This is a genomic window from Leeuwenhoekiella polynyae, assembly GCF_004104075.1.
Lineage (GTDB): Bacteria > Bacteroidota > Bacteroidia > Flavobacteriales > Flavobacteriaceae > Leeuwenhoekiella > Leeuwenhoekiella polynyae.
Window position 1 is genome coordinate 63663 of the sequence record NZ_QOVK01000021.1, and the last position, 19144, is coordinate 82806.

The 19144-nt window shown below is 37.8% G+C and carries 25 protein-coding genes and 1 pseudogene; 14 read left to right on the plus strand and 12 right to left on the minus strand.

Going from position 1 to position 19144, the window contains the following annotated elements; genetic code table 11:
* The first annotated feature begins 376 nt into the window (after positions 1–376).
* The 5 genes from DSM02_RS20605 to DSM02_RS16815 all read left to right on the plus strand — a co-directional run bounded on the left by DSM02_RS20605 (position 377) and on the right by DSM02_RS16815 (position 3709).
* Complete coding sequence (locus DSM02_RS20605; protein WP_240674093.1) at positions 377–709, plus strand: helix-turn-helix transcriptional regulator; 333 nt, start codon at positions 377–379, stop codon at positions 707–709.
* A gap of 176 nt (positions 710–885) precedes the next feature.
* Positions 886–1725, plus strand: coding sequence for an RteC domain-containing protein (locus DSM02_RS16800; protein ID WP_128766689.1), 840 nt, complete (start codon positions 886–888; stop codon positions 1723–1725).
* Positions 1726–2022: 297 nt separating this feature from the next.
* Positions 2023–2307, plus strand: coding sequence for a helix-turn-helix domain-containing protein (locus DSM02_RS16805; RefSeq protein ID WP_128766690.1), 285 nt, complete (start codon positions 2023–2025; stop codon positions 2305–2307).
* A gap of 3 nt (positions 2308–2310) precedes the next feature.
* Complete coding sequence (locus tag DSM02_RS16810; RefSeq protein ID WP_128766691.1) at positions 2311–3063, plus strand: hypothetical protein; 753 nt, start codon at positions 2311–2313, stop codon at positions 3061–3063.
* Positions 3047–3709 carry an ATPase gene (locus DSM02_RS16815; RefSeq protein WP_128766692.1) on the plus strand — a complete coding sequence of 221 codons (663 nt, stop codon included), beginning with the start codon at positions 3047–3049 and terminating at the stop codon, positions 3707–3709. Before DSM02_RS16810 ends, DSM02_RS16815 begins: the two co-directional genes overlap by 17 nt.
* A gap of 96 nt (positions 3710–3805) precedes the next feature.
* Here the strand turns inward: DSM02_RS16815 and DSM02_RS16820 are convergent, their stop codons facing one another.
* The gene (locus tag DSM02_RS16820; RefSeq protein ID WP_128766693.1) at positions 3806–4447 is read right to left on the minus strand and encodes an N-acetylmuramoyl-L-alanine amidase family protein; all 642 of its coding nucleotides are present in this window, start codon (positions 4445–4447) and stop codon (positions 3806–3808) included.
* Between the two features lie 189 nt (positions 4448–4636).
* On the opposite strand from DSM02_RS16820, the gene DSM02_RS16825 reads away from it, so the two are divergent.
* From DSM02_RS16825 to DSM02_RS16865, 9 genes are read left to right on the plus strand one after another with little or no spacing between them, the layout of a single operon-like run.
* Positions 4637–4924 (plus strand): hypothetical protein, encoded by a 288-nt coding sequence (locus DSM02_RS16825; protein ID WP_008610937.1) that lies wholly within the window; start codon positions 4637–4639, stop codon positions 4922–4924.
* Between the two features lie 2 nt (positions 4925–4926).
* The gene (locus DSM02_RS16830; protein WP_128766694.1) at positions 4927–5211 is read left to right on the plus strand and encodes a hypothetical protein; all 285 of its coding nucleotides are present in this window, start codon (positions 4927–4929) and stop codon (positions 5209–5211) included.
* Positions 5198–7600: a TraG family conjugative transposon ATPase gene (locus DSM02_RS16835; protein ID WP_128766695.1), complete on the plus strand. Its 2403-nt coding sequence runs from the start codon at positions 5198–5200 to the stop codon at positions 7598–7600. Before DSM02_RS16830 ends, DSM02_RS16835 begins: the two co-directional genes overlap by 14 nt.
* Before the next feature lie 4 nt (positions 7601–7604).
* Positions 7605–8180, plus strand: coding sequence for a conjugal transfer protein (locus DSM02_RS16840; protein ID WP_128766696.1), 576 nt, complete (start codon positions 7605–7607; stop codon positions 8178–8180).
* A 2-nt stretch (positions 8181–8182) separates the two neighbouring features.
* Positions 8183–9025 carry a hypothetical protein gene (locus DSM02_RS16845; RefSeq protein WP_128766697.1) on the plus strand — a complete coding sequence of 281 codons (843 nt, stop codon included), beginning with the start codon at positions 8183–8185 and terminating at the stop codon, positions 9023–9025.
* Positions 9026–9045: 20 nt separating this feature from the next.
* A complete protein-coding gene (locus DSM02_RS16850) occupies positions 9046–9660 on the plus strand; it encodes a conjugal transfer protein TraK (protein ID WP_128766698.1) in 615 nt (204 codons plus the stop codon).
* Positions 9661–9693: 33 nt separating this feature from the next.
* Positions 9694–10623: a conjugative transposon protein TraM gene (gene traM / locus DSM02_RS16855; RefSeq protein WP_128766699.1), complete on the plus strand. Its 930-nt coding sequence runs from the start codon at positions 9694–9696 to the stop codon at positions 10621–10623.
* A complete protein-coding gene (locus DSM02_RS16860) occupies positions 10620–11450 on the plus strand; it encodes a DUF4138 domain-containing protein (RefSeq protein WP_128766700.1) in 831 nt (276 codons plus the stop codon). The genes traM and DSM02_RS16860 overlap by 4 nt, the downstream gene beginning before the upstream one ends.
* Before the next feature lie 7 nt (positions 11451–11457).
* Positions 11458–11829 (plus strand): hypothetical protein, encoded by a 372-nt coding sequence (locus tag DSM02_RS16865; protein WP_128766701.1) that lies wholly within the window; start codon positions 11458–11460, stop codon positions 11827–11829.
* Between the two features lie 22 nt (positions 11830–11851).
* Here DSM02_RS16865 and DSM02_RS16870 read toward each other — a convergent pair whose 3' ends face one another.
* From DSM02_RS16870 to DSM02_RS20830, 11 genes and pseudogenes are all read right to left on the minus strand, one after another.
* Positions 11852–12604: a DJ-1/PfpI family protein gene (locus DSM02_RS16870; protein ID WP_128766702.1), complete on the minus strand. Its 753-nt coding sequence runs from the start codon at positions 12602–12604 to the stop codon at positions 11852–11854.
* Positions 12605–12631: 27 nt separating this feature from the next.
* Positions 12632–12790, minus strand: a complete 159-nt coding sequence (locus DSM02_RS20825; RefSeq protein WP_128766716.1) for an ArsR family transcriptional regulator — start codon at positions 12788–12790, stop codon at positions 12632–12634.
* A 98-nt stretch (positions 12791–12888) separates the two neighbouring features.
* Positions 12889–13344, minus strand: a complete 456-nt coding sequence (tnpA, locus tag DSM02_RS16880; protein WP_128766703.1) for an IS200/IS605 family transposase — start codon at positions 13342–13344, stop codon at positions 12889–12891.
* A gap of 62 nt (positions 13345–13406) precedes the next feature.
* Positions 13407–13615: pseudogene (locus tag DSM02_RS16885) on the minus strand (transcriptional regulator); the annotation flags it as partial.
* 39 nt (positions 13616–13654) lie between these two features.
* Positions 13655–14443 (minus strand): nucleotidyl transferase AbiEii/AbiGii toxin family protein, encoded by a 789-nt coding sequence (locus tag DSM02_RS16890; protein WP_128766704.1) that lies wholly within the window; start codon positions 14441–14443, stop codon positions 13655–13657.
* Entirely contained in the window at positions 14440–15228 is a 789-nt protein-coding gene (locus tag DSM02_RS16895) for a type IV toxin-antitoxin system AbiEi family antitoxin domain-containing protein (protein ID WP_128766705.1), read from the minus strand. Before DSM02_RS16895 ends, DSM02_RS16890 begins: the two co-directional genes overlap by 4 nt.
* A 75-nt stretch (positions 15229–15303) precedes the next feature.
* Positions 15304–16884: a type IV secretory system conjugative DNA transfer family protein gene (locus DSM02_RS16900; RefSeq protein WP_128766706.1), complete on the minus strand. Its 1581-nt coding sequence runs from the start codon at positions 16882–16884 to the stop codon at positions 15304–15306.
* 9 nt (positions 16885–16893) lie between these two features.
* The gene (gene mobB / locus DSM02_RS16905; RefSeq protein ID WP_128766707.1) at positions 16894–17925 is read right to left on the minus strand and encodes a MobB family relaxase; all 1032 of its coding nucleotides are present in this window, start codon (positions 17923–17925) and stop codon (positions 16894–16896) included.
* Positions 17926–17935: 10 nt separating this feature from the next.
* The gene (locus DSM02_RS16910; protein ID WP_128766708.1) at positions 17936–18316 is read right to left on the minus strand and encodes a BfmA/BtgA family mobilization protein; all 381 of its coding nucleotides are present in this window, start codon (positions 18314–18316) and stop codon (positions 17936–17938) included.
* A 431-nt stretch (positions 18317–18747) separates the two neighbouring features.
* The gene (locus tag DSM02_RS16915) at positions 18748–18945 is read right to left on the minus strand and encodes a hypothetical protein (protein ID WP_128766709.1); all 198 of its coding nucleotides are present in this window, start codon (positions 18943–18945) and stop codon (positions 18748–18750) included.
* 21 nt (positions 18946–18966) lie between these two features.
* Positions 18967–19134 (minus strand): DUF6876 family protein, encoded by a 168-nt coding sequence (locus DSM02_RS20830; RefSeq protein WP_394342629.1) that lies wholly within the window; start codon positions 19132–19134, stop codon positions 18967–18969.
* Positions 19135–19144: the final 10 nt, after the last annotated feature.

A 19144-nucleotide genomic window follows, 5' to 3' on the forward strand; every position in this document is an offset into this window, starting at 1 on the left:
TACCTACGGTGTGGCCATAACCCTCTGTATTTATTTAATATACTACCTGTATAAAGAATATGATATTCTTGTTGTTAGGATGCATTTTTCAATCCAAAATCTGGTAATTCTGGCAAGTAGCAGCTTTATTATGTTATTTCTAATTCCTTACTTCCTTACCAGTTCCCTCTATTGGGCTAGAGTCCTTTTTACAATTCCCATATCTATAATGGCCTTTATATTTCTGTGGTTCTTTTACAAAAGAATCTCAAACCTCGAAAATCCAAACCGCTTTTTCCTTAGAAGAAACAAATTTTCAGTCTTAAGTATAAGTTGTATAGCACTGTTGCCAATTTTAACCGTTATTGGTGATTATCAATGGTTAACTTTTACTACAATGAACATTGCCTTTTATGCCGTAACCGCTATTAAAATAGATAGTCATCTTTACTTTTTAGAAAATAAAACCAAAATGTATAAAGTTTTTGCTTGGAACGAGAAACAAAGTAAATACCCGGCTAAGGACAAAATAATTTATGAAAATTTAACTAGACGGGAAATTGAAGTCGGTTTATCTATTTTAAGTAACTTAACTTATAAAGAAATTGCCAAAGATTTATTTATCGCCAAAAACACTGTATCTAAGCACGCATCTAACATCTTCAAGAAAACAGGGGTAAAAAATAGGCGACAATTCTTATCCCGCTTTCGTAAAAAATTCAAAAAATAAGTTAGGATGGCATCCTATTATTTCCTTAGAAATGCTTGGGTTTAATAGATTTCCGTAGGAAAATACGGTTTTTGCGTAGCCAAATACGCTGTAATTCACTTGTATTTTATTGTTTTGAATTTATCTTTAAAGAATTCAATTAAACTTTTCAAAAATGATCCGTAAAATGGTTGGTGATGGATTTACAGTTACAAGCAGAAATACTACTGGAAAAACTGAACGAAATTAAGCTTAAAAACAACGATATTTTAAATAGGGCTTTTCGTTCAATTGAAGTGTGCCGTAATCTCCTTAGTTTGTTCAAAAAGGAAATCATTGCAAATGAATTTGTTTCCCTAAAACAAGAAATAGACTTTTTTAAGAACATAAAACAAATCCCGTTGGTACAGCTTATTTATTTCTCAGAAATCCATTCTTTAGAAATTCAATTTCCAAAAGCCGATAAAAAAGCCCAATTTAAATTCATTAAAAAGAAAATTGGCAAGCTTAACCGTTTCTTTCTGTATAATATTGATTTCGGGCAGTATGTCAATTCCAAAGCTACCCATTTTGATAAGGAATATTATACCCGTGATTATTTGGACACCTATCATATAACCACTTCAAAATTCTACTTTCAGGATCCCGAGTTTTGCACCCCAAGGGATATGCTCTTAGGTAAATTCAAAGCATACAATTTATTGGTTGTCTATTTGGATGAACGATTATTTAAGCTTAAAAATAAGCTAAATGGGAAAAGTGTTAAATCGAATACTACTGAAAAAATCCCCTGGCCATTTACCAATACCGATTGGGTGGAGCTAGTTTATGCTTTAAGTTTTGCCGGAATTGCAAATCAAAATGATTTAAGTATCATCAAACTCTCCAATAAGCTTCAAGAGATTTTTGATTTTAAACCTACCGGAAAAATCTACAATACCTACCAAGACATAAAAAATAGAAAACACAGCAGAACATTATTTTTGGACTCCCTAAGTACCTCCCTAATTTCTGAGATGAACAAGAGTGAAGAATAATTCTAAAAACTGTTAAAAAAAGACCGTACTACGGTCGACCTACCGAAATCCTGCTTTTTAAGATTATCCATTTAATTTGATGTATTTTAATCTTGTAGTTCCCACAAGACAAGGCTCAAAACCTATCATAATCAATCAAATTTCAAAATGTTAAATTTTGACCATACTACGGTTCTAATGGGGAATAAAATCCAATAAACTGGCCCAATTTTGTAGAACGAAAGTCAAATCCTGCGAGGGGCTATTAAATTAGCTTAAAGCAATTTGTTAGCCCTTTTCATTTAAAACCGTTTTATTATGCCAACAAGTATCATTACCACAGAAGATCTTCGGGAATTCAAAATGGAATTGCTCGATGACATTAAAAAATTGCTTTCCAATCAGTCTAAAGGAAAGCTCAAAAAATACCTTAAATCTTCCGAAGTGATGGAATTACTTCAGGTCAGTCCGGGTACACTTCAAAACCTTCGCGTCAATGGCACATTGCCCTACACGAAAGTGGGCGGTATCATTTACTACGATGCCGAGGAAATCCAGAATGTAATGACCGCAAATCGTGTGCAGCACGGATTAAATTCTTAGGCGATGAATTATATAAAGCTCCTCAACGCGGCTTTTGAAAGATTCTTCTTCGACGACCGCCTCAATCCAACGCACATAAGTCTTTATATGGCCTTGTTCCAGGAATGGAACAGCAGCCGCTTTGCCGATGAGTTTTTTGTGAACCGGCGCGAGCTGATGCGCGTGGCCAAAATAGGTTCTAAATCTACATACCATCGGTGCGTGACCGATCTCGATTCGTGGGATTATCTATCCTATTTTCCATCCAATAATCCATATAAAGGCAGTAAGATCAAGATGGCCATTATCGGGACAAGTGATGAACCGGATATGGGACAGTACAATCCCGAATTGGAACAGCTTGCGGAACGGTACCATCCCATATGTGAACCGGTAGTGTACCAGCACCATCCCACTAATGGACAAGCCGTGTACCCGCACCGTCCCGTGAGTGGACAAGCATTGGTATCTAATATAAACAATACCAAACAAGTAAACATTAATAAACAACCAAAGGGCAGGCAGGTCGTTTTAGATTTTTTTATTGAAAAAAGTTTTTCTGCTGATGAAGGAAAAAAATTCTTTGCACATTATGAAGCAAATGATTGGAAGACTAGCGATGGGAAAGCCATACGGGATTGGCAGGCTTTAGCCGTGAATTGGATGGATAGAACCGAATTATTTGCCAAAGAAAACAAACCAAACAAAAAGGGAGCGTCCCAAAATCGGGACAACCTGCGAACCACTAAAACCAAGGATTATGGACAACCCCTCTAAAATAACCGAAGGCGGCGTGGAATATTCGCTGGGAAAATTTGATGGGAAAAGCGTACTCTACGATTTTCCAAAAATCTTGATTTACCTCAATGCCAAAGGCAAACTCTTGTTCGGCGAAAAGTTTCGGATTTATGATGAGGATAGGGATATATTAAGAAAACTCTGCTCTTATTTCATCAAGGATAAAGACAATTGCAAAACCTATGGAATCGACATTGATAAGGGGATTTTACTTTCTGGACCAGTGGGTTGCGGAAAAACAAGCCTAATGAAATTGTTACGTCATTTGGTTCCGTTGCAACGTCCTTACGAAATGATTCCCTGCCGGAATGTAACCTTCAGTTTTAACCATTTAGGTTTTAAAACTGTTGAAGAATATGGCAATACAAAATTTTACTGTTTTGACGATCTGGGCGTGGAACCTGCCGGAAGGTTTTACGGCAAGGATCTCAATGTGATGGGCGAAGTCCTTTTATCGCGGTATGAACTTTACCTCCAAACCAAGCATAAAATCAAGACCCACGCCACCACGAACCTGAATGCGGAAGAACTGGAAGAACGCTATGGCAACCGCGTTCGTAGCCGGATGCGGGAATTGTTTAATTTGATTGCATTTAATAAGGCGGCTGGGGATAAGAGGAAGTAGGTTAATTTCTGAAAGATTTATATAACAAAATCACTTCTGAAATAAATTGCGCTATAATGTCCTTCAAGCTCTTTGTTAACTCTAAAAAAATATCTTTCATAATTTTAATGGTTCTTGAATGAATAATAATATCGATAGTGCTATGCGATCAATATTGTTGTTATCTGAAATATAGGTGCCTTCATCTATATTGCTCAAAAAACCCAATTCCAACAGCACAGAAGGGCAATGACCAACTGTTTCCTGTAGCACCTGAAAGTTAGCAAACTTCAGGCCTCTACTTTTATACCCAATTGTTTTGCAAAGTACTCGTTCAATTTGATAGCCTATAAAAACAGATGCTTTAGAGAATTTCTCTTGTTTTCTTGAAGCATAGACCTCTATCCCTCTTGCATTGGGATTGTCTGAGTGATTACTATGTAAAGACACAAATAAATCAGCATCTAAAGCTTTTGCCAGCTTGGTTCTATCAGATAGTGAAATGAGCGTATCACTATACCTGGTCAAATAAATATCGAGTGGTTTTTCCAAGTCGTTATTTAACCTTAAAATCTCATTTGCAATAGACAAAACCACATCCTTTTCTTGGATGCCATTTATGCCAATTGCACCAGCATCTTTTCCACCGTGTCCAACGTCAATCACAATTCGTTTTTGAGCACTCGTTTCTTGTCCAAAAATGAAGCACATTTTGAAGAGTAAAATCACAAAACTGACGTTTTTGAGCAGATTTTTCATTTTCAATTTTCAGGTTATCAACAAGTTCCCTTCAAAAATCCATAGGATTTGATGCCAAATAATAACAACGGAATTCAAACAATATCAAATAATATTTTATTCACAAATATTTGATTTTCAGTTATTTATATTCAAATATATGTAAATTTCCAATAACGAAAATGAACCAAAAATTTAATCCGTTCCGTTATGAAAAAATCACACTATTTAGCATCCATTCTTTCGCTCTTATCCACTTCGCTTTTTGCTCAAATTGGTGGCATCGAAGATTCCGTTAACGATGTAGGCGATACCATCAGAACCATATTTCCAATTTTATTAGGTGTCATCTTCTTGGTTGGCTTCCTTTTTAATGCAGGACACTTCTTTGGTGAAAATGCAGACCTGAAAAAAGGTATCACACGCGTACTTGTATTTGTACTCATAGCAGGTGCCGTCGTAGGCATATTTACTTATCTCATAGGAATTGTTGTATAACAATGAAGAAGTTCGAGGTCTATAGAAACATTAGAAAACGGGCAGTCATTTTTGGGCTGCCCATTTCCCTGTTTGCCCTAATGATGGTTTCCATTTTGGCTTCGCTATTAATCATCATCTTCTCTTTCAGCTTTGGGATAATCATTGGTGTACTGGTATTCAACGCTTCCCTATATGTGGCTTTGACAAGAATAACCCACAATCCACAGCTATTTCAAATGGCAAAAGCCTTTCCGCAAATCATTAGTAACAAAAGAATTTCTGGCTTCGATTATGAACAAGATTAACCTTTCGGCATATCAACCCATTGTAGATATTCAGGACAATATCGTATTTGCCAATAATGGCAATGTTATTCTGTGCTACAAAGGTAATCTACCAGAAATCTATTCCTTATCTGAAAAGGATTTTGAGGATATGCACGGTGCTTGGTTTCAGGCATTAAAGTCATTGCCAGTTGGCACTGTAGTTCATAAACAGGATATCTATCTCAAGAAATCATATACTTCAGAACAACTTCCGAATACAACTTTTTTGGAAAAGGCTACCCACGAACATTTTAAAGGTCGTGGACATATCGAGCACAGCTGCTATTTGTTTTTCATCCTGACCAAGAATAAGGCTCTAAACAATCCTAAATATGTCAACCCATTCAGAAAAATTTCAAAGGGAATCGTACAGGAACTGGATGACAATATTAAGAATTTCGCCAACTCGGTAAGTGATTCAGTTTCCTTCATCAACAATAGCCGAAAGATGGATTTTGTTTCGCTTAAAGCGGGCGACATTCAGCAAATGACAAACAATTACTTCAACGGTTTTAATGAAGGCTATGATACCGATATTTTACTGGACAAAAAAAGCGTCAATATTGGCGAAAACCATTTTGATGCCCTGGCCATCAACAGCGAACTGTGCTTTGGCGAAAGTGTACAGAGTAGCAAAACCAATGAGAAATTCACTTCTGACGATTTTGTGTTTCATCAAGGTTTTATTGATGGTCTAGGGCTTACGCTTAACGAAAACCATATTGTCAATCAAATTCTCTATTTAGATGACAAACAAAAGTGGCGAAAGTTGCTCGATAAGAAGGTTGAAGAGCTCAACAAGAGTTCAAATTTCGGTTCGCAGAACAAAGTGGTTCTTGGCAAAATCCAGCACATCCTTGACCAAATCAATGCCGATGATAATGCCCGGATTATTCGTGGGCATTTGAATATTGTCTATTGGGCAAAGGAAGCCAAAGAGCTTGATAAAATTACCTCAAAAATCAAGACAGAATTTAAGGAATTGGATATCATCCCGTATTACCCAAGAGGCGAAGAACGTAAAAATTACCTCCTAAATAGTTACTGCTGTTTCTCTTCCAATTTTTCAAACAACGATTTATATGTGACGGATTTAAAGCACGCGCTTTGCTTGTTCATAAACAACACGAATTATAAATCGGATGCCACCGGAATCATCTTTAACGACCGCGAACATAATATTCCTGTTCTCAAAGATGTCTGGGATGAACGCAAGAAGCGCATTAAGGCAAGAAACTTTGCCATTTTCGCACCAACAGGCGAAGGAAAGTCCTTTCTCGCCAATAACATCTTACGTCAATATTTTGAAAGTGGTATTCGCTTGGTCATCATTGATTTAGGTGGTTCATACACCAAATTCGCTAAACTCTATCCCGAAAAATATACCGTGCTTCGTTACGAAAGTGGAAAGAACTTGGGCATCAATCCTTTTTATATAAGTGATGTAAACGACCTTACACCCGAACGATTGGAAGACTTATCAGTTTTCTTATTTGAACTTTTTGCTTCAGATTTAAAAGTTACCAAAGCACAATCAGTATCGGTTAAAAAGATTCTGCGCCATTATTACGATAGCACTTCAGAAAATCACTCATTGGATGGTTTTTACAGTTTTATAGAAAGGAATCAGAAAGACCTGCTGAATACCCTAAAAATCCATCCCGACTACTTCAATGTTACCGGCTTTTTGCACGTAATGTCCGAATATGTCGGCGATGGTCTATATAGTTTCCTGTTTGAAGTGAGCGAAGACCAAACTTATAAAATCGAAGATAAGCGATTGATTGTTTTTGAACTGGATGAAGTCAAGGATAACAAGGAAATCCTGTCCGTAATGTTAAAGCTCATTAAGTCAGCTATCCAAAGAACTATTTGGAAAAATAGAGCTGAAAAAGGAATCATCCTTTTTGATGAGTTTGCCAAGCAATTGAAGTTTGAAAATGTATTGGAAAGTGTAGAATTCTACTATCAAGCTATCCGTAAACAAAACGGTGCGATTGGGATTATTCTACAATCCATCAACCAGCTTCCGAACAATTCGACTTCAGCAAGTATTCTTGAAAATACCCAAGTCATTTATAGCCTAAACAATGAAAAAGGCTATGACGAATTGGTCAAACGTCTCAACCTATCGAGCCACGACCTGAACCAATTAAAATCCATTAAAAACAATCTATCCGGTCCACGCAAGTACACCGAGATGTTTATCAAGATAGGTAGGGAAAGTAACATCTTCCGGCTTGAAGTTCCGAAGCAAGTCTATGCAGCTTACTTGACCGATGGACAGGAAAATGAGGAAATAATGAAGCTCTACAACGAGCATCAGGATATGCAAAAAGCAATAATTCAATTCACATCTAAAACATAATATTATGAAGACAAAAATCTTAATTATCGCAACGGCATTCATCTTTTTATTGCCCGCACGCGCTGCGTGTCAGGGAATGCCCACTTATGACAATACCAATTTTATCAGCTTGGTAAAACAACTGATAGAATCGGGTAAACAGACAGCTCAGATGATTAAGTCTGTAAAATTCTTAAAAGATGCAAAAGAGAGCATTGAGAAAGTATCAAGCGTGGTACAACAACTCAGAGCGGTTCAGGAAATTGGACAAAACAATCAGCGCCTTATCAACGTAATGCAAAATGATTTACAGGATATTCTTAACTCGTCCTACATCAAACCAGATGAAGTTAGCAGGGTCGTGGAATCGTTCGATGCCATAGTTCAAAACTCTTTGGACACGGTAGATTTTATTGATGAAATCTTATCCAGCGATTACCTAAAAATGAGCGATGCGGAACGTGCTGAAATTCTAAAGGCAAAAGAGCTGGAATCAAAACAAATGGTTTCCACCATCACAACAAAAACAAAACGCTATCGCGACATTATTTCCTTCAGAAAAATGCAGGATAAAGTCAATAACCGAGAAACTGAATACTAAAAATGACCGCGACCATTCTCTTAGGAATCGGGCTGGAATATATCGATACCGTCTTCCAGACCATACAGGCCAGCGACTTTTCGCAATACACCATTGCCGGAATGAAGACGCTCGCTGTTCTGTTCTTTTTGGTCAACATTCTTAAAAAGTACAACGAAGGCGTTGCAGATAAGGACGGTTACACTTGGGGATTGAGTCCTGGTGAACTGGTCAAGAATTTTGCCATCGTCATTTTGGTCATTTTCTCAACACAGGTCTTAGGCTTTTTCGATGGCATTTTAGTCGCTATTGAAGGGCAATATCGAGGTACAGCACCAGCATTATTGCCTTTGCAAATGCAGGATATTCCTTTAGAGGAAGATGTAAGTCTCTTTGATGCCGCGAGTTCCGCAATGACACTATTATATGAAGCCTTGGTTACACCATTGTACGGTTTTAAGATATTGGCTTTCATACTGAGCACCATACTTTGGATACTGGATCTATTCATCTATCCGCTATTCTTGGCAGAACGATTCTTCCTTTTAGGCATAATGCAAGCATTTTTTCCTCTGGTTATTAGTCTTGCCGTATTTGAAAAGTTCCGTTCGCTCGCTTACACGTTCTTCAAATTATATGCAGCCGTGTATATGCTCGTGCCAGCGTTCTTTTTGGTCAATGTATTTATCAATTCCATTTATACGGAAATCAACACCAATTTTTGGGTCAACCTTTTTGGAACCGATACAGGTCAAGGCTTTTTTGCGCCTGTTGTTCAGTTAGGTTCGGTTGGATTTATCGTTTTCTTGAAATTCAAACTGTATAAGCGTGCCACGTCATTCACTCTCAGACTATTTACTGCATAAGGCAGGTTAAAAACAAAAATATGAAAACACCATATAAGAATATTTACAACGTCCTAAAACTGAATCGATTTATCGTTTTGGCGGTTGTTGTCTGTGCGTTGCTTTCCAGCACATTTTCAGTTTGGATGGTATTCAACACCAATCAAAAAGCGCTCAATAGTGCCTTTGCCATTAATACAGATGGCAGTATCATTCCGCTGAAGCTCGTGACCCAAAAGGAAAATTTTCGGGTTGAAGCTTTAGCACATTTGGATCTGTTCCATAACTACTTCTATAACATCGATGCCAGCAATTACGAACGCAACTTGGAAAAGGCGTTGTGGTTGGGCAATAGTTCCGTGGACAATCTCTACCGCCAGAAAAAGGCTGATGGTGTTTACAACAGGTTGCTTCAATATTCATTGGTTCAAAAAGTATTGAGCATCGATTCAAGAATATCTGAAAATGATGGCGCTAACAGTTTTACGACGACAACGATTTTTGAAATCAATAGAGGTTCAATCATCGACACCTATGAATTGGTTTCCACCGGAAACTTGATTATGGTTGACCGAAACTTCCCGAACAATCCGCACGGATTATTGATTACCAACTATTTCGAGAACACTTTAAAAAAACTGAACGATGAAAGTTGAAAGCCGATAATCGGCACTTAAAAACTCACTCTTATGAAAGTAGAAAAAAACAAGATAGTATTTGCAGCGGTATTGGCCGTGATTTTCATATTCCTGATTTCCTATTCTGTAATGGTAATGGGCGATGATAAAAGTGAAACTGAAAACCTTAAACAGACCTTAGTGCCAGATTTGGAAGAGGACCAAAAAGAGTACGATTCCAAACTGGATGCAATTAACGACTTGAAAAAAGTTAGGGAAAATAATGCGCCAAGCATATACGATGAAAAACTAATTGATTCCTTGGGATTTTATGACCCAGATTTACCGGAACGCGAAAAAGAACGTATCGTAGATAGCATCTATGAGGTAAGCAAGATTCAGTATTCAGAAAAGCGATACCAAAATTTGGGACAGAAAAGAACTGTTCGCAAAGTAGTTTCAAAAATTGATTCTGCTGAAGTAAAAAGAGAACAAAAAATTGAAGCGAAAGAATTGGGCTTGGAACATCAATTGTTTTTTGCTGCTTCCCCCAAACCCAATGAAATTTCAACCATAGGGAATACAGATGAAACTATTTACGTGGTAGTAGATGGCGACCAAGTTGTAAAAGCAAATACCAGATTGCGAATGCGCTTGACTAAAGCGGCTACCATCAATGGTAAAAAAATGTCTAAGAACACACCTGTCTTTGGATTTATAAGCTTTCAGACTAATCGGGCTTTAATTGAAATTGAAAACATAAAGCATCATCCTACCAAACTCAAAGCTTTTGATTTATCTGATGGTAGTGAAGGTATTTATGTGCAAAACAATTTTCGGGCAGAAGCGACCACCGAAGTCCTGGACGATATTATTGGCGACATCAACATACCTACTGTTCCGCAAGTAGGTGGTATTACAAAGGTGCTAAGACGAAGCAACCGTAATGTAAAAGTTATGGTATTAAATAATTATAGATTAATTCTAAAACCTAAACTATGAGAACATTTACTCTAATACTGACGGTGTTAATTTCCGCTTTCACAAAAGCGCAAACAACAAACGCACTCGATACTATTTATGCCAACGACACCAAAAATGTAGCGTTGTTTTTTCCAGAACCTATTCGCCAAGGCATAACCGGTTCAGATAATTTTGTATTTACCTACAACCGTGAAAAAGAGCAGTATTTTGGCTTGCTTCAAGCCAAACCTGGGAAAGAAAGCAATCTTCTGATAGTCAATAGAGATGGTGCGATTTTTTCGTATATTGTAAGATATAAAACGCAGCTATCAAAATTCAATTATTTTATTCCGAAGTCAAGTAGTATCGGGAATGAAAGACCAATATTGAATGATTCTATTTCGGTTGTTACTGCTGAAAGCAATGTTGATAACAGGAATTATTATTACCAGAAATTCAGTTCCTATCTTCTTGAAAGAAAGCAGCGTGTAGGTAGGATTAAAAAGCGAACCGAAGGTATAGTTTTGAGCGTTGAGAACATTGTTTTTGATACGGAAGAACTTTACTTTGTCATCCAGATTAAGAATAATTCTACGTTGGATTATGATTTAAATTTCTTAAAACTCTCGGTTGAAACAAGACAGAAGGGGAAAAAGAAATCGTTACAGCGACTGTATCAAGAACCGATTTTTAAACATAATCTGCCTTCTAAAATCACAGAAAATGAAACGGTACGGTTTGTATATGTACTGCCAAAGTTTTCATTGTCCAATGATCGCAGAGCAATTTTGGAACTACACGAAAAAGATGGTGAACGTAATATTGAACTGAAACTATCACATAGATATATTAATAACCCAAATTAATACTGTTATGAAAAAAATTGTTGTTTTCTCGCTCGCATTACTGTTTCTATCTTGTGCTGATTCCGAAACTAAAATCTCGGGACCAAGCACCACAGCCCAAATTGTTATTGAAAGCTTTTATGAAAAAGACGAAGAAACTTTAAAGGCGAATTCCACACCGGAAGGCTATGCCAATTATATGAACATCATAAATATGTTCAATGCGACCAAAAAGAAGGACTCAGATTTTAAGGTGTTACAGGACACGATAATGGGCGACGTGGCTTGGGTAAAATATACCACAGCTTATGATAAAACGCCTGGTGTTTTTAAACTGGTCAAACGGGACGGCAAATGGCTGGCTACCGCAAGAGGTTCAAAGGATAAAGCACCGTTTTAAAACTACTGTTTAAATACTAACATTATTCCTTCCAGTTTTGAAGTCTATCGAGGTACAAGTAACTTTCAACAAACTTTCTATGCTCAGTACTTGCCATTATTTCGACCAATTCCAATGCAGGAATGTAGCTTGCTAAATTCCCGTTTGAAGAAAGGAACTTACCGTCTTTAATATACGTTACTAAACTATCGTTCTGAACTTTCAAGTTCGGGTAGTCCTTTTGCAACTGTTCGCCACCACCAATCCACGTTACAATTTTATGACCGTCTGCAATCCCAGATTTTCCAATTAATTGTGCACCAGCGCAATTGCTCACGGTATATTCTGTTTCCTTATTTTTTTCCTTAATAAAATTTACGATTTTCTCATTGTGGACTTGTGCATACATATCGTAAGCACTCGGAACGAAAAGGGCTGTTAGCTTTGGGCAATCATCGAATGTGTAATCAGGAACAAATCGCATTCCTTCTTCCGTGGTAATTGGATTTTCGGTTTCTGCTATGGTAACGACGTTAAAAAGTTGCCTTCCATCTTCCGTAGGTTTTGTAAAAACATCAGATGTTGCGATGACTTCACTTTGTAAAACACCGTTATACATCAAAAGCCCGATTGTGGGCAATTCCGATTTGAAGGGCTTCAAGTGTTTGGTAAGTGTGTCAGATTTCTTTTCGGTAGCAGTGAATTCTGGATTTTCTACTTTTGAGTTTGATTTGTCTGTATTGCAACCCATTAGCACAATTGTACAAATCAATACTAATATTCTAAAATCTTTCATATATTTTTCATTTTTGATAATTTTATTTCAATAACCTCTTGTGCCACCTATACGCTCTATCAAACTGGCATCCTTCAAATTGTTTAGATGCTTCTGAATCGCAGATTCGTTTATTTGTAAAACCTCGGCAATTCCTGAACGGCTTATTCGATTATCTGAAGCAATTAAAACTTCCTTTTTTTCTATGAGTCAATTAATATCGTCAATTGTGGTATCATTTTGACCACCTTTTAGACCACCCAATGAACTACCTCGATGCAAGCATACGAGGTATCGGAAAAAAATCAGAACAGTGTCAATTGTTTTACCTTGTGTAACACATCATAATCTTTTTCCATTCCTTGAGCACGAACATATTTGGATATGGTACTTTCATCTCTAAATTTACTTACCGTGTTCACAAAATATCCACTCGACCAAAAAGCTCCTCCCCATAAAACTTTCTTAACCTCGGGATGTCTTTGAAAAATCTCTCTTGCAGTGATGCTCTTCAAAATCTTAACAATTTGAGTCGGACTTTTCATCGGAACAGACTGAAGCAAAAAATGAACGTGATCTTTGTCTGTTCCAATCTCTAAAAAATGAACCTCATAGCGCTTTTCTATATCCATACATATTTTCACCAACGTCTGATCAACATTCTTATCAAAAACTACTCTACGATATTTTGCAGGATATACAAAATGATAAAGCAACACCGAAACATTATGCGATTTGTGTATATATTTGCTATCTGACATAAGCAAATATATTACTTACGCTGCAAGCAGCGGGGAATTAAACCCTAAGAGATTAAACCACCTATCTGATCACCTTCTTCTACAGTAGTTTCTTTAGCCGTAAAAGTCATTCTAAGGAAGTTATCTGAAAAGCCAAAGCTCTCTTTGCCATAGTGTTCAACATAAGAGGGATTCCAGAGCCCAATTGTTCCACCAGTTCCAAATCCTTGAAAATTCGCATCAGTCCTTTGTTACGAGGAACTGAAAAGCCCTCGAAAAATTCTTTCTTGCTCCGCAAGGTGTGAGGAAAAAACGGCTTTTTTATATTTAATCACATTCTTGAAATAACCATTTCTTTCAACCATCGGAAAGCCGCTTTTTGATCGTATTTGACTTCCGGCCGTAACAAACCTTCCATATCGCCCTCAAAAGCTGCATCGTTTTCCTTGGCTTCTATATTTTGAAGGAACTCTTTTTGAGAAGGAACTTTGCCAACGGAAAATTCCATATAAACCTTAAAGCACTTGATAATTTCATCAATATCGAGTTTCATATTTCGCCTGGAATAATCCAGATCAAAAAGATCCCGTCCTTTACTGCGCTGATATAGTGCCCTTAGTTTTGTTCCTAAAAGTTCATTGATTTTATATGTTTTAATATCCGCCCTTCCCGAAAACCAGGGATTGACCATATCAAAAGGGAATTCCATCCACTTTAGCACCTTAAAATGTTCTTTGCAGTTGATCTCTAACTTGAGCCGGCGACGCTCATTTTCATATTCCGATGTAAAACGGTACAGTACTTTTGCTCCGTGTCCGCGCACCTGTGTGCGCCTATCTTCTTCAAAAAACGTGATCACTTCACCTATACGCTTCATAATAGGTTTTATAGGACCTTCCTTAATTTGAACAAGATCGATATCCTCGGAATATCTGGGTGCAGGGTTCAGATACAGTTTATGCAAAGCGGTGCCGCCCCGGAACGCAAGCTTTTCCCTTAGAAAATCATCTGAAAAAATTGCTACCAATGCGCGGCTAATAATCAAATCCTGTTCAACCTGTGCAAATTCTTTCCAAGGTGCATATTCCCGCCATTGTGCTATATAGGGTTTTGAAATCATAGGTCAGTTTCTAATCTTAGGTTGACATCCACTTTCCATTTATTATCTACCGAACCTGGTCGTTGTTGTATAGTTGGCTTTAATAAAACCGGATGTATTTTTTGTTTTTCCAAATGTTGAAAAATCAAATTTGAAAAACGGTTCTCTTGATCTATTTGATCCAATAAAAATCCCAGTCGCTGAAGTGTTGCCTTATTGCCATACCAACTCAATAAATCTTCAAGGTCTTTTTGTGTAACTTCTTCCAACAATTCTTCAATGGTAGATAGCATTCGATTAAGCCCCCCTAATTTATTTTGATAATGTATCAAATCTGCCAAGGTCAAAGCCGGACTGGAAATATGATAAGTTCCGGCATCCGATTTTTTGGGAAGTATATTTTTTTCCGGCCAAGCAGAGGTAGTCAAAAAACGGATATCAATAGCCGATTTTTTAATATCCAAAAGTTTGGGAGTTGATGTCATTACATAATCGCGCTGGATTTGTTGATGGCTTGCACCATATACTTTTGCCGCGCTGTAAAACCCCAAATAATAATTACGCCCCAAATACTCAAAAAGTTTCTCGATATACAGGTCAATGGGAAGTTTTCCAAAACTGGAATATCTGGGGGTGAGTATAAGATAAAAACCCTTTCTTAAGTTGAGGACTTTGTTTTTTTCAATCAGATGCGCCAGTTCCTGCCAAATTGCATTTTTGCTTTTGGTGGTCTGTTCCATCAGTTCATCAAGGGAAAAAGAATATTCTTCAATCGATAATAATTTATCAATGCATTCCGCAACCATAGCTTTAGTATTTATTAGAGCAATATATGTTTTTTAGGCATAAAACTAAAATAAATACTATGATATTTAAATTATTTATTCAAATATCGACTTCGCTTCATCATAAACCCGCTCAAAATTAGCCGCTAAATCTGCCTGAGAAAATTGCTTGGATTCTTCAGGAAGTTGCCGTTGAATTTTGGACAATCTAAACTGCACCTTTTTATCCTTTCCATCTGCATAAGTGATAAACTCGCCTTGCTTCAACCGAAAGAAAACGTCCGCCCTTATCTTTGGGATTTCCTTTTCCCCAGTTGTAACCCTTGTATCAAAATCAAGATTATGTCCACGGCTTACGCTTTTAGTCGGGTTTTTGATAATTTCAAAAAAACGTTCGTAGTATTTGGCGGTGTCGGGATCGTTGACCTTGCCGAAAAACTGATAGGACAGATTGCTTAAAATTGCTTTGCTCGCCTTATCCCCATACATCATATCATTCTGTATCTTATCCTGCATTACGTAGATGGTGGCAATATCATAACTCCGCAGGGTTGCCGGAATACGGTGCATATTGAGTAATCGAATGGTTGGCGCCTCTTCCATCAATAGAAAAGAAGGCTTGGAATTGCGCACGCTCATTTGCTTGGTAATGGTGTGAATGATGGTTGCAATTACAGGTGAATAGGATGTATCGTATTTTGGATTGTTCACTACCGAAATGATTGCAGGGTTTTCCTCGCTATTGATATTCAATGGCACTTCGTCTGCGGATAGTGCCATAAAAATATGTTGCGTACTTATTCGCTTCAGCGCATTTGCCAAGGTGCTTTTCACCCCGGCGGTCTGTCGTTCCGAATCCTTTCCACTTATAAAAGCGTCTGCCATTGCTCTTGACGTTGTATTGGTTTCCAAAAACTGAATGAGGCTATCCGTGTCCAAAAATTGGTAAATGGCAATCAAATGTGGCAGGGTGCAGAATTCAGGATAAGATGTTTTTAGTTTCCAGATCAGCCCACCAATCAAACCTTCCGCAGCATCATTAAAGAATTTAGTTGTTCCCGAAGTTCCGCTTTCTCTTTGCTCCAAAAGGTTTTCGATCAATACCCTTGAAACTTCATTTACGCTTTCCTCGTTCTCTAAATAGCGTGGCGCAATAGGATTTACCTTGTGAATGATTTTGTCAAAGGAAATGACCTTAAACGGGATATCCCTGTCCTTAAAAAGTGGATATGCCATTTCCGTTAACTCAAAATCTTTATAGTCGTGGATGATCCCACAAAAGCCCTCTTTTTGAAAATGTTTAAGGAAACCATACACCACACTTTCGGTCTTTCCACTTCCCGCAGAGCCTATGATAGATGCCCCACGTTTTATATTTTCCAGTTTAAAGTTTCCTTTGCTCGTTGCAAAGTTGACGCAATATTTACTATCGCCATTTTTAGGCTCATCCTTTTTATGCAAAAAAACATAGAACCCTGTATTAATAAGCATAAGCGGACAGACCACAACCAATGAAATTAAAATCAGTTCGTTGCCGCTCGAGAGGTAGAACACCAGGGTCATGAGCAAAATCACGCTTAAAATAAAGGCATATCGCGTCAACCTATACAGTATATAATATAGCGTACTTGCTACACCAATAATTAAGAGTATCGTTGTAAGATTATTCAATTGCATAACAAATCTTTAAATTCCTATTGAACTTGATTTGACGGCCACGTCCAAACCTTTGCGCAGCTTATTGAAAACTTTTAGGGCAAGCTGCGCCTGATTGCTCGGAATACTTGGCATTATCGGGATATCCGTTTCCCGCATCATTTTGAAAGCGATTGCCTTTTCGTTAGTGGGCAATTTCATCAATGAAGCAAAATAGATTTTTGGGTTTTTGATAAAATCCTTACGTGCTTTGTAGATTTCCGCAAAGTTCCGCTGGTAGCCAAAAGTCTTGTCAAAGGTCTTTTCGGCATTTTCAAAAAACTGGTCCCGGTCAAACCCCCGTTTAACTTGTTTCCCTCTCATCTCAACATCGGATACCTTGTATTTGCTCCCGGGCGAAAGGCTGAACGAATTGGACGCATCCTTGCGGCTCACGATAATATGGATATGGCTTTGGCTTCCGGCCTTTCGCATTCCTTGAACGATCCTTTTTCCTTCCTGTTGATGGGGTGCCTGTTTTTCTAATTTTGTGATTTCCCGTTCCCGCTTCCTAACACTTCCTTCCATCGAACCGTTTTCAATATTTCGGATCTGGTTTTTTAGTTGCAATATTTTGGTGGCAAAGGGTTGGTTTTCCTTAATCTGTTTGTCGGTTCCCTTAAACGTTCGTTGGTGTTCAATTTTCGCATAGTATTTAATGTCATCGATGGTCACAGGGCGCCCATTGATTTCCCGGTTGAACGATGCAACATAATCCTTCATCAGTTCACGGGTATATTTTTTAAGATCCTCGCTGTTGTTCTGTAACCTACTTAATTCATACTTCGACGGACTGACCGTGATCGAATAGAATTTAGGTTCGGTCTTTTTGAGTTTGGCACCGTTTCCATCAATATCTTTTACCACTTCTTCCGCTGAAAATTTATCGCCATATTGACTGAAAAAATGTTCCATCTCTCCCTGTTCCAAACCTTGATTTTCTTTTTCCAAATAGCCTACAAAATCTGCCGAACTCTGGGAATAGTTACTGCCAAGTTTTTGAGGTGTGATTGTGATATACATAGTTCAAAAATTACAGTTCGTTGTTGTGGTTTTGCTTTTCGCGAAAACGGACTTCCTTATTTTCTTCCACAAATTTCCTCTCTAAGATCAAGGGTTTCTTCTTGGGTTCTTCGGTCTGAAAAAGGGATTCGATCATCGCCACGGTGGGTCTGGTCTGGGTCTTTTCCATATCCCGCATTATGGCGATCACCGCATTGATACGTTTCTTTAAATTGGCCTCGATCGTCCTTCCGGTCGGGCCCAATTTTTCCTTTGGGGAAATCTCGTTGTAAAAGAAAAAATCGAGCATTGTAGCTAATGCTTCGGTGTGTGATTTGAAGTGTGTCCGTGAAAATTCCTGAAAACGTTTTGCCGTTTCCTTTTTGAACCTGATACCAATAAATGAGTCCATAATTCGCCGATTTGTCGCAAATCCTTCCCTGAAAATGGGCATTCACAGGGCATTTGTCGCAAATTGTAGAAATCTGAATAATCGGCTTATTTTTAAGTATTTAAAAATCAGTTGATTAACAAGGAAAAGGAGTACTTAACATCGCATCGCGTGTTACCCTCTTGCTACTCCTTTTCGTCCCGCCCAGCGGGACAAAAATTTCGTACAATCTGGCTAAAAGCCAATTGCCAATTTCAGGGAAAAGATTTCCCGTTATGTAATTTTTCGATGGGCAGGGTTATCGGCGAAAGTCAAAAAATGGATACCCCTGCGTAAAATTGAATGCTGAATTTCAGCGGAATAAAGATAAGGATTTTTATTGAACTGGATATGTTTTAGCAAAAAAAGACCTCTGAAAATTCAAAGGTCTTTCCGTTCCTATTTGGACAATTTCAGATATTAAACACATAGGTATAACTGTATAAATTCCTTAGTGCTTCTTCCTCGATCATCACATCAAAATTGGTGCAATGCTTTTTTGAATACTTCCGAATATCATCGCCAAATTTTTGCTCGACGTCTTTTTTTGAACTTTCCAAAAGACGTTCTTGGGCATCCCCGTTCAGGTCTGAAAAATTTAGATAGATCATAATTTTTAGGTTTTGAAGAGGTTAATATTCGCTCGGTAACATCAGCGTATTATTCACAAAAAACAACCGTAGTTCATCAAGCGGAAAATCAGTCGCCCGATACCCGTGTTTTTCCAAAATATTATCATTTCCATCCGTGTAGATTATCTCAGCTTCGTAGCCCGTAAAATCCTGTTTGTCCTCGGACAATCTCTTGAAG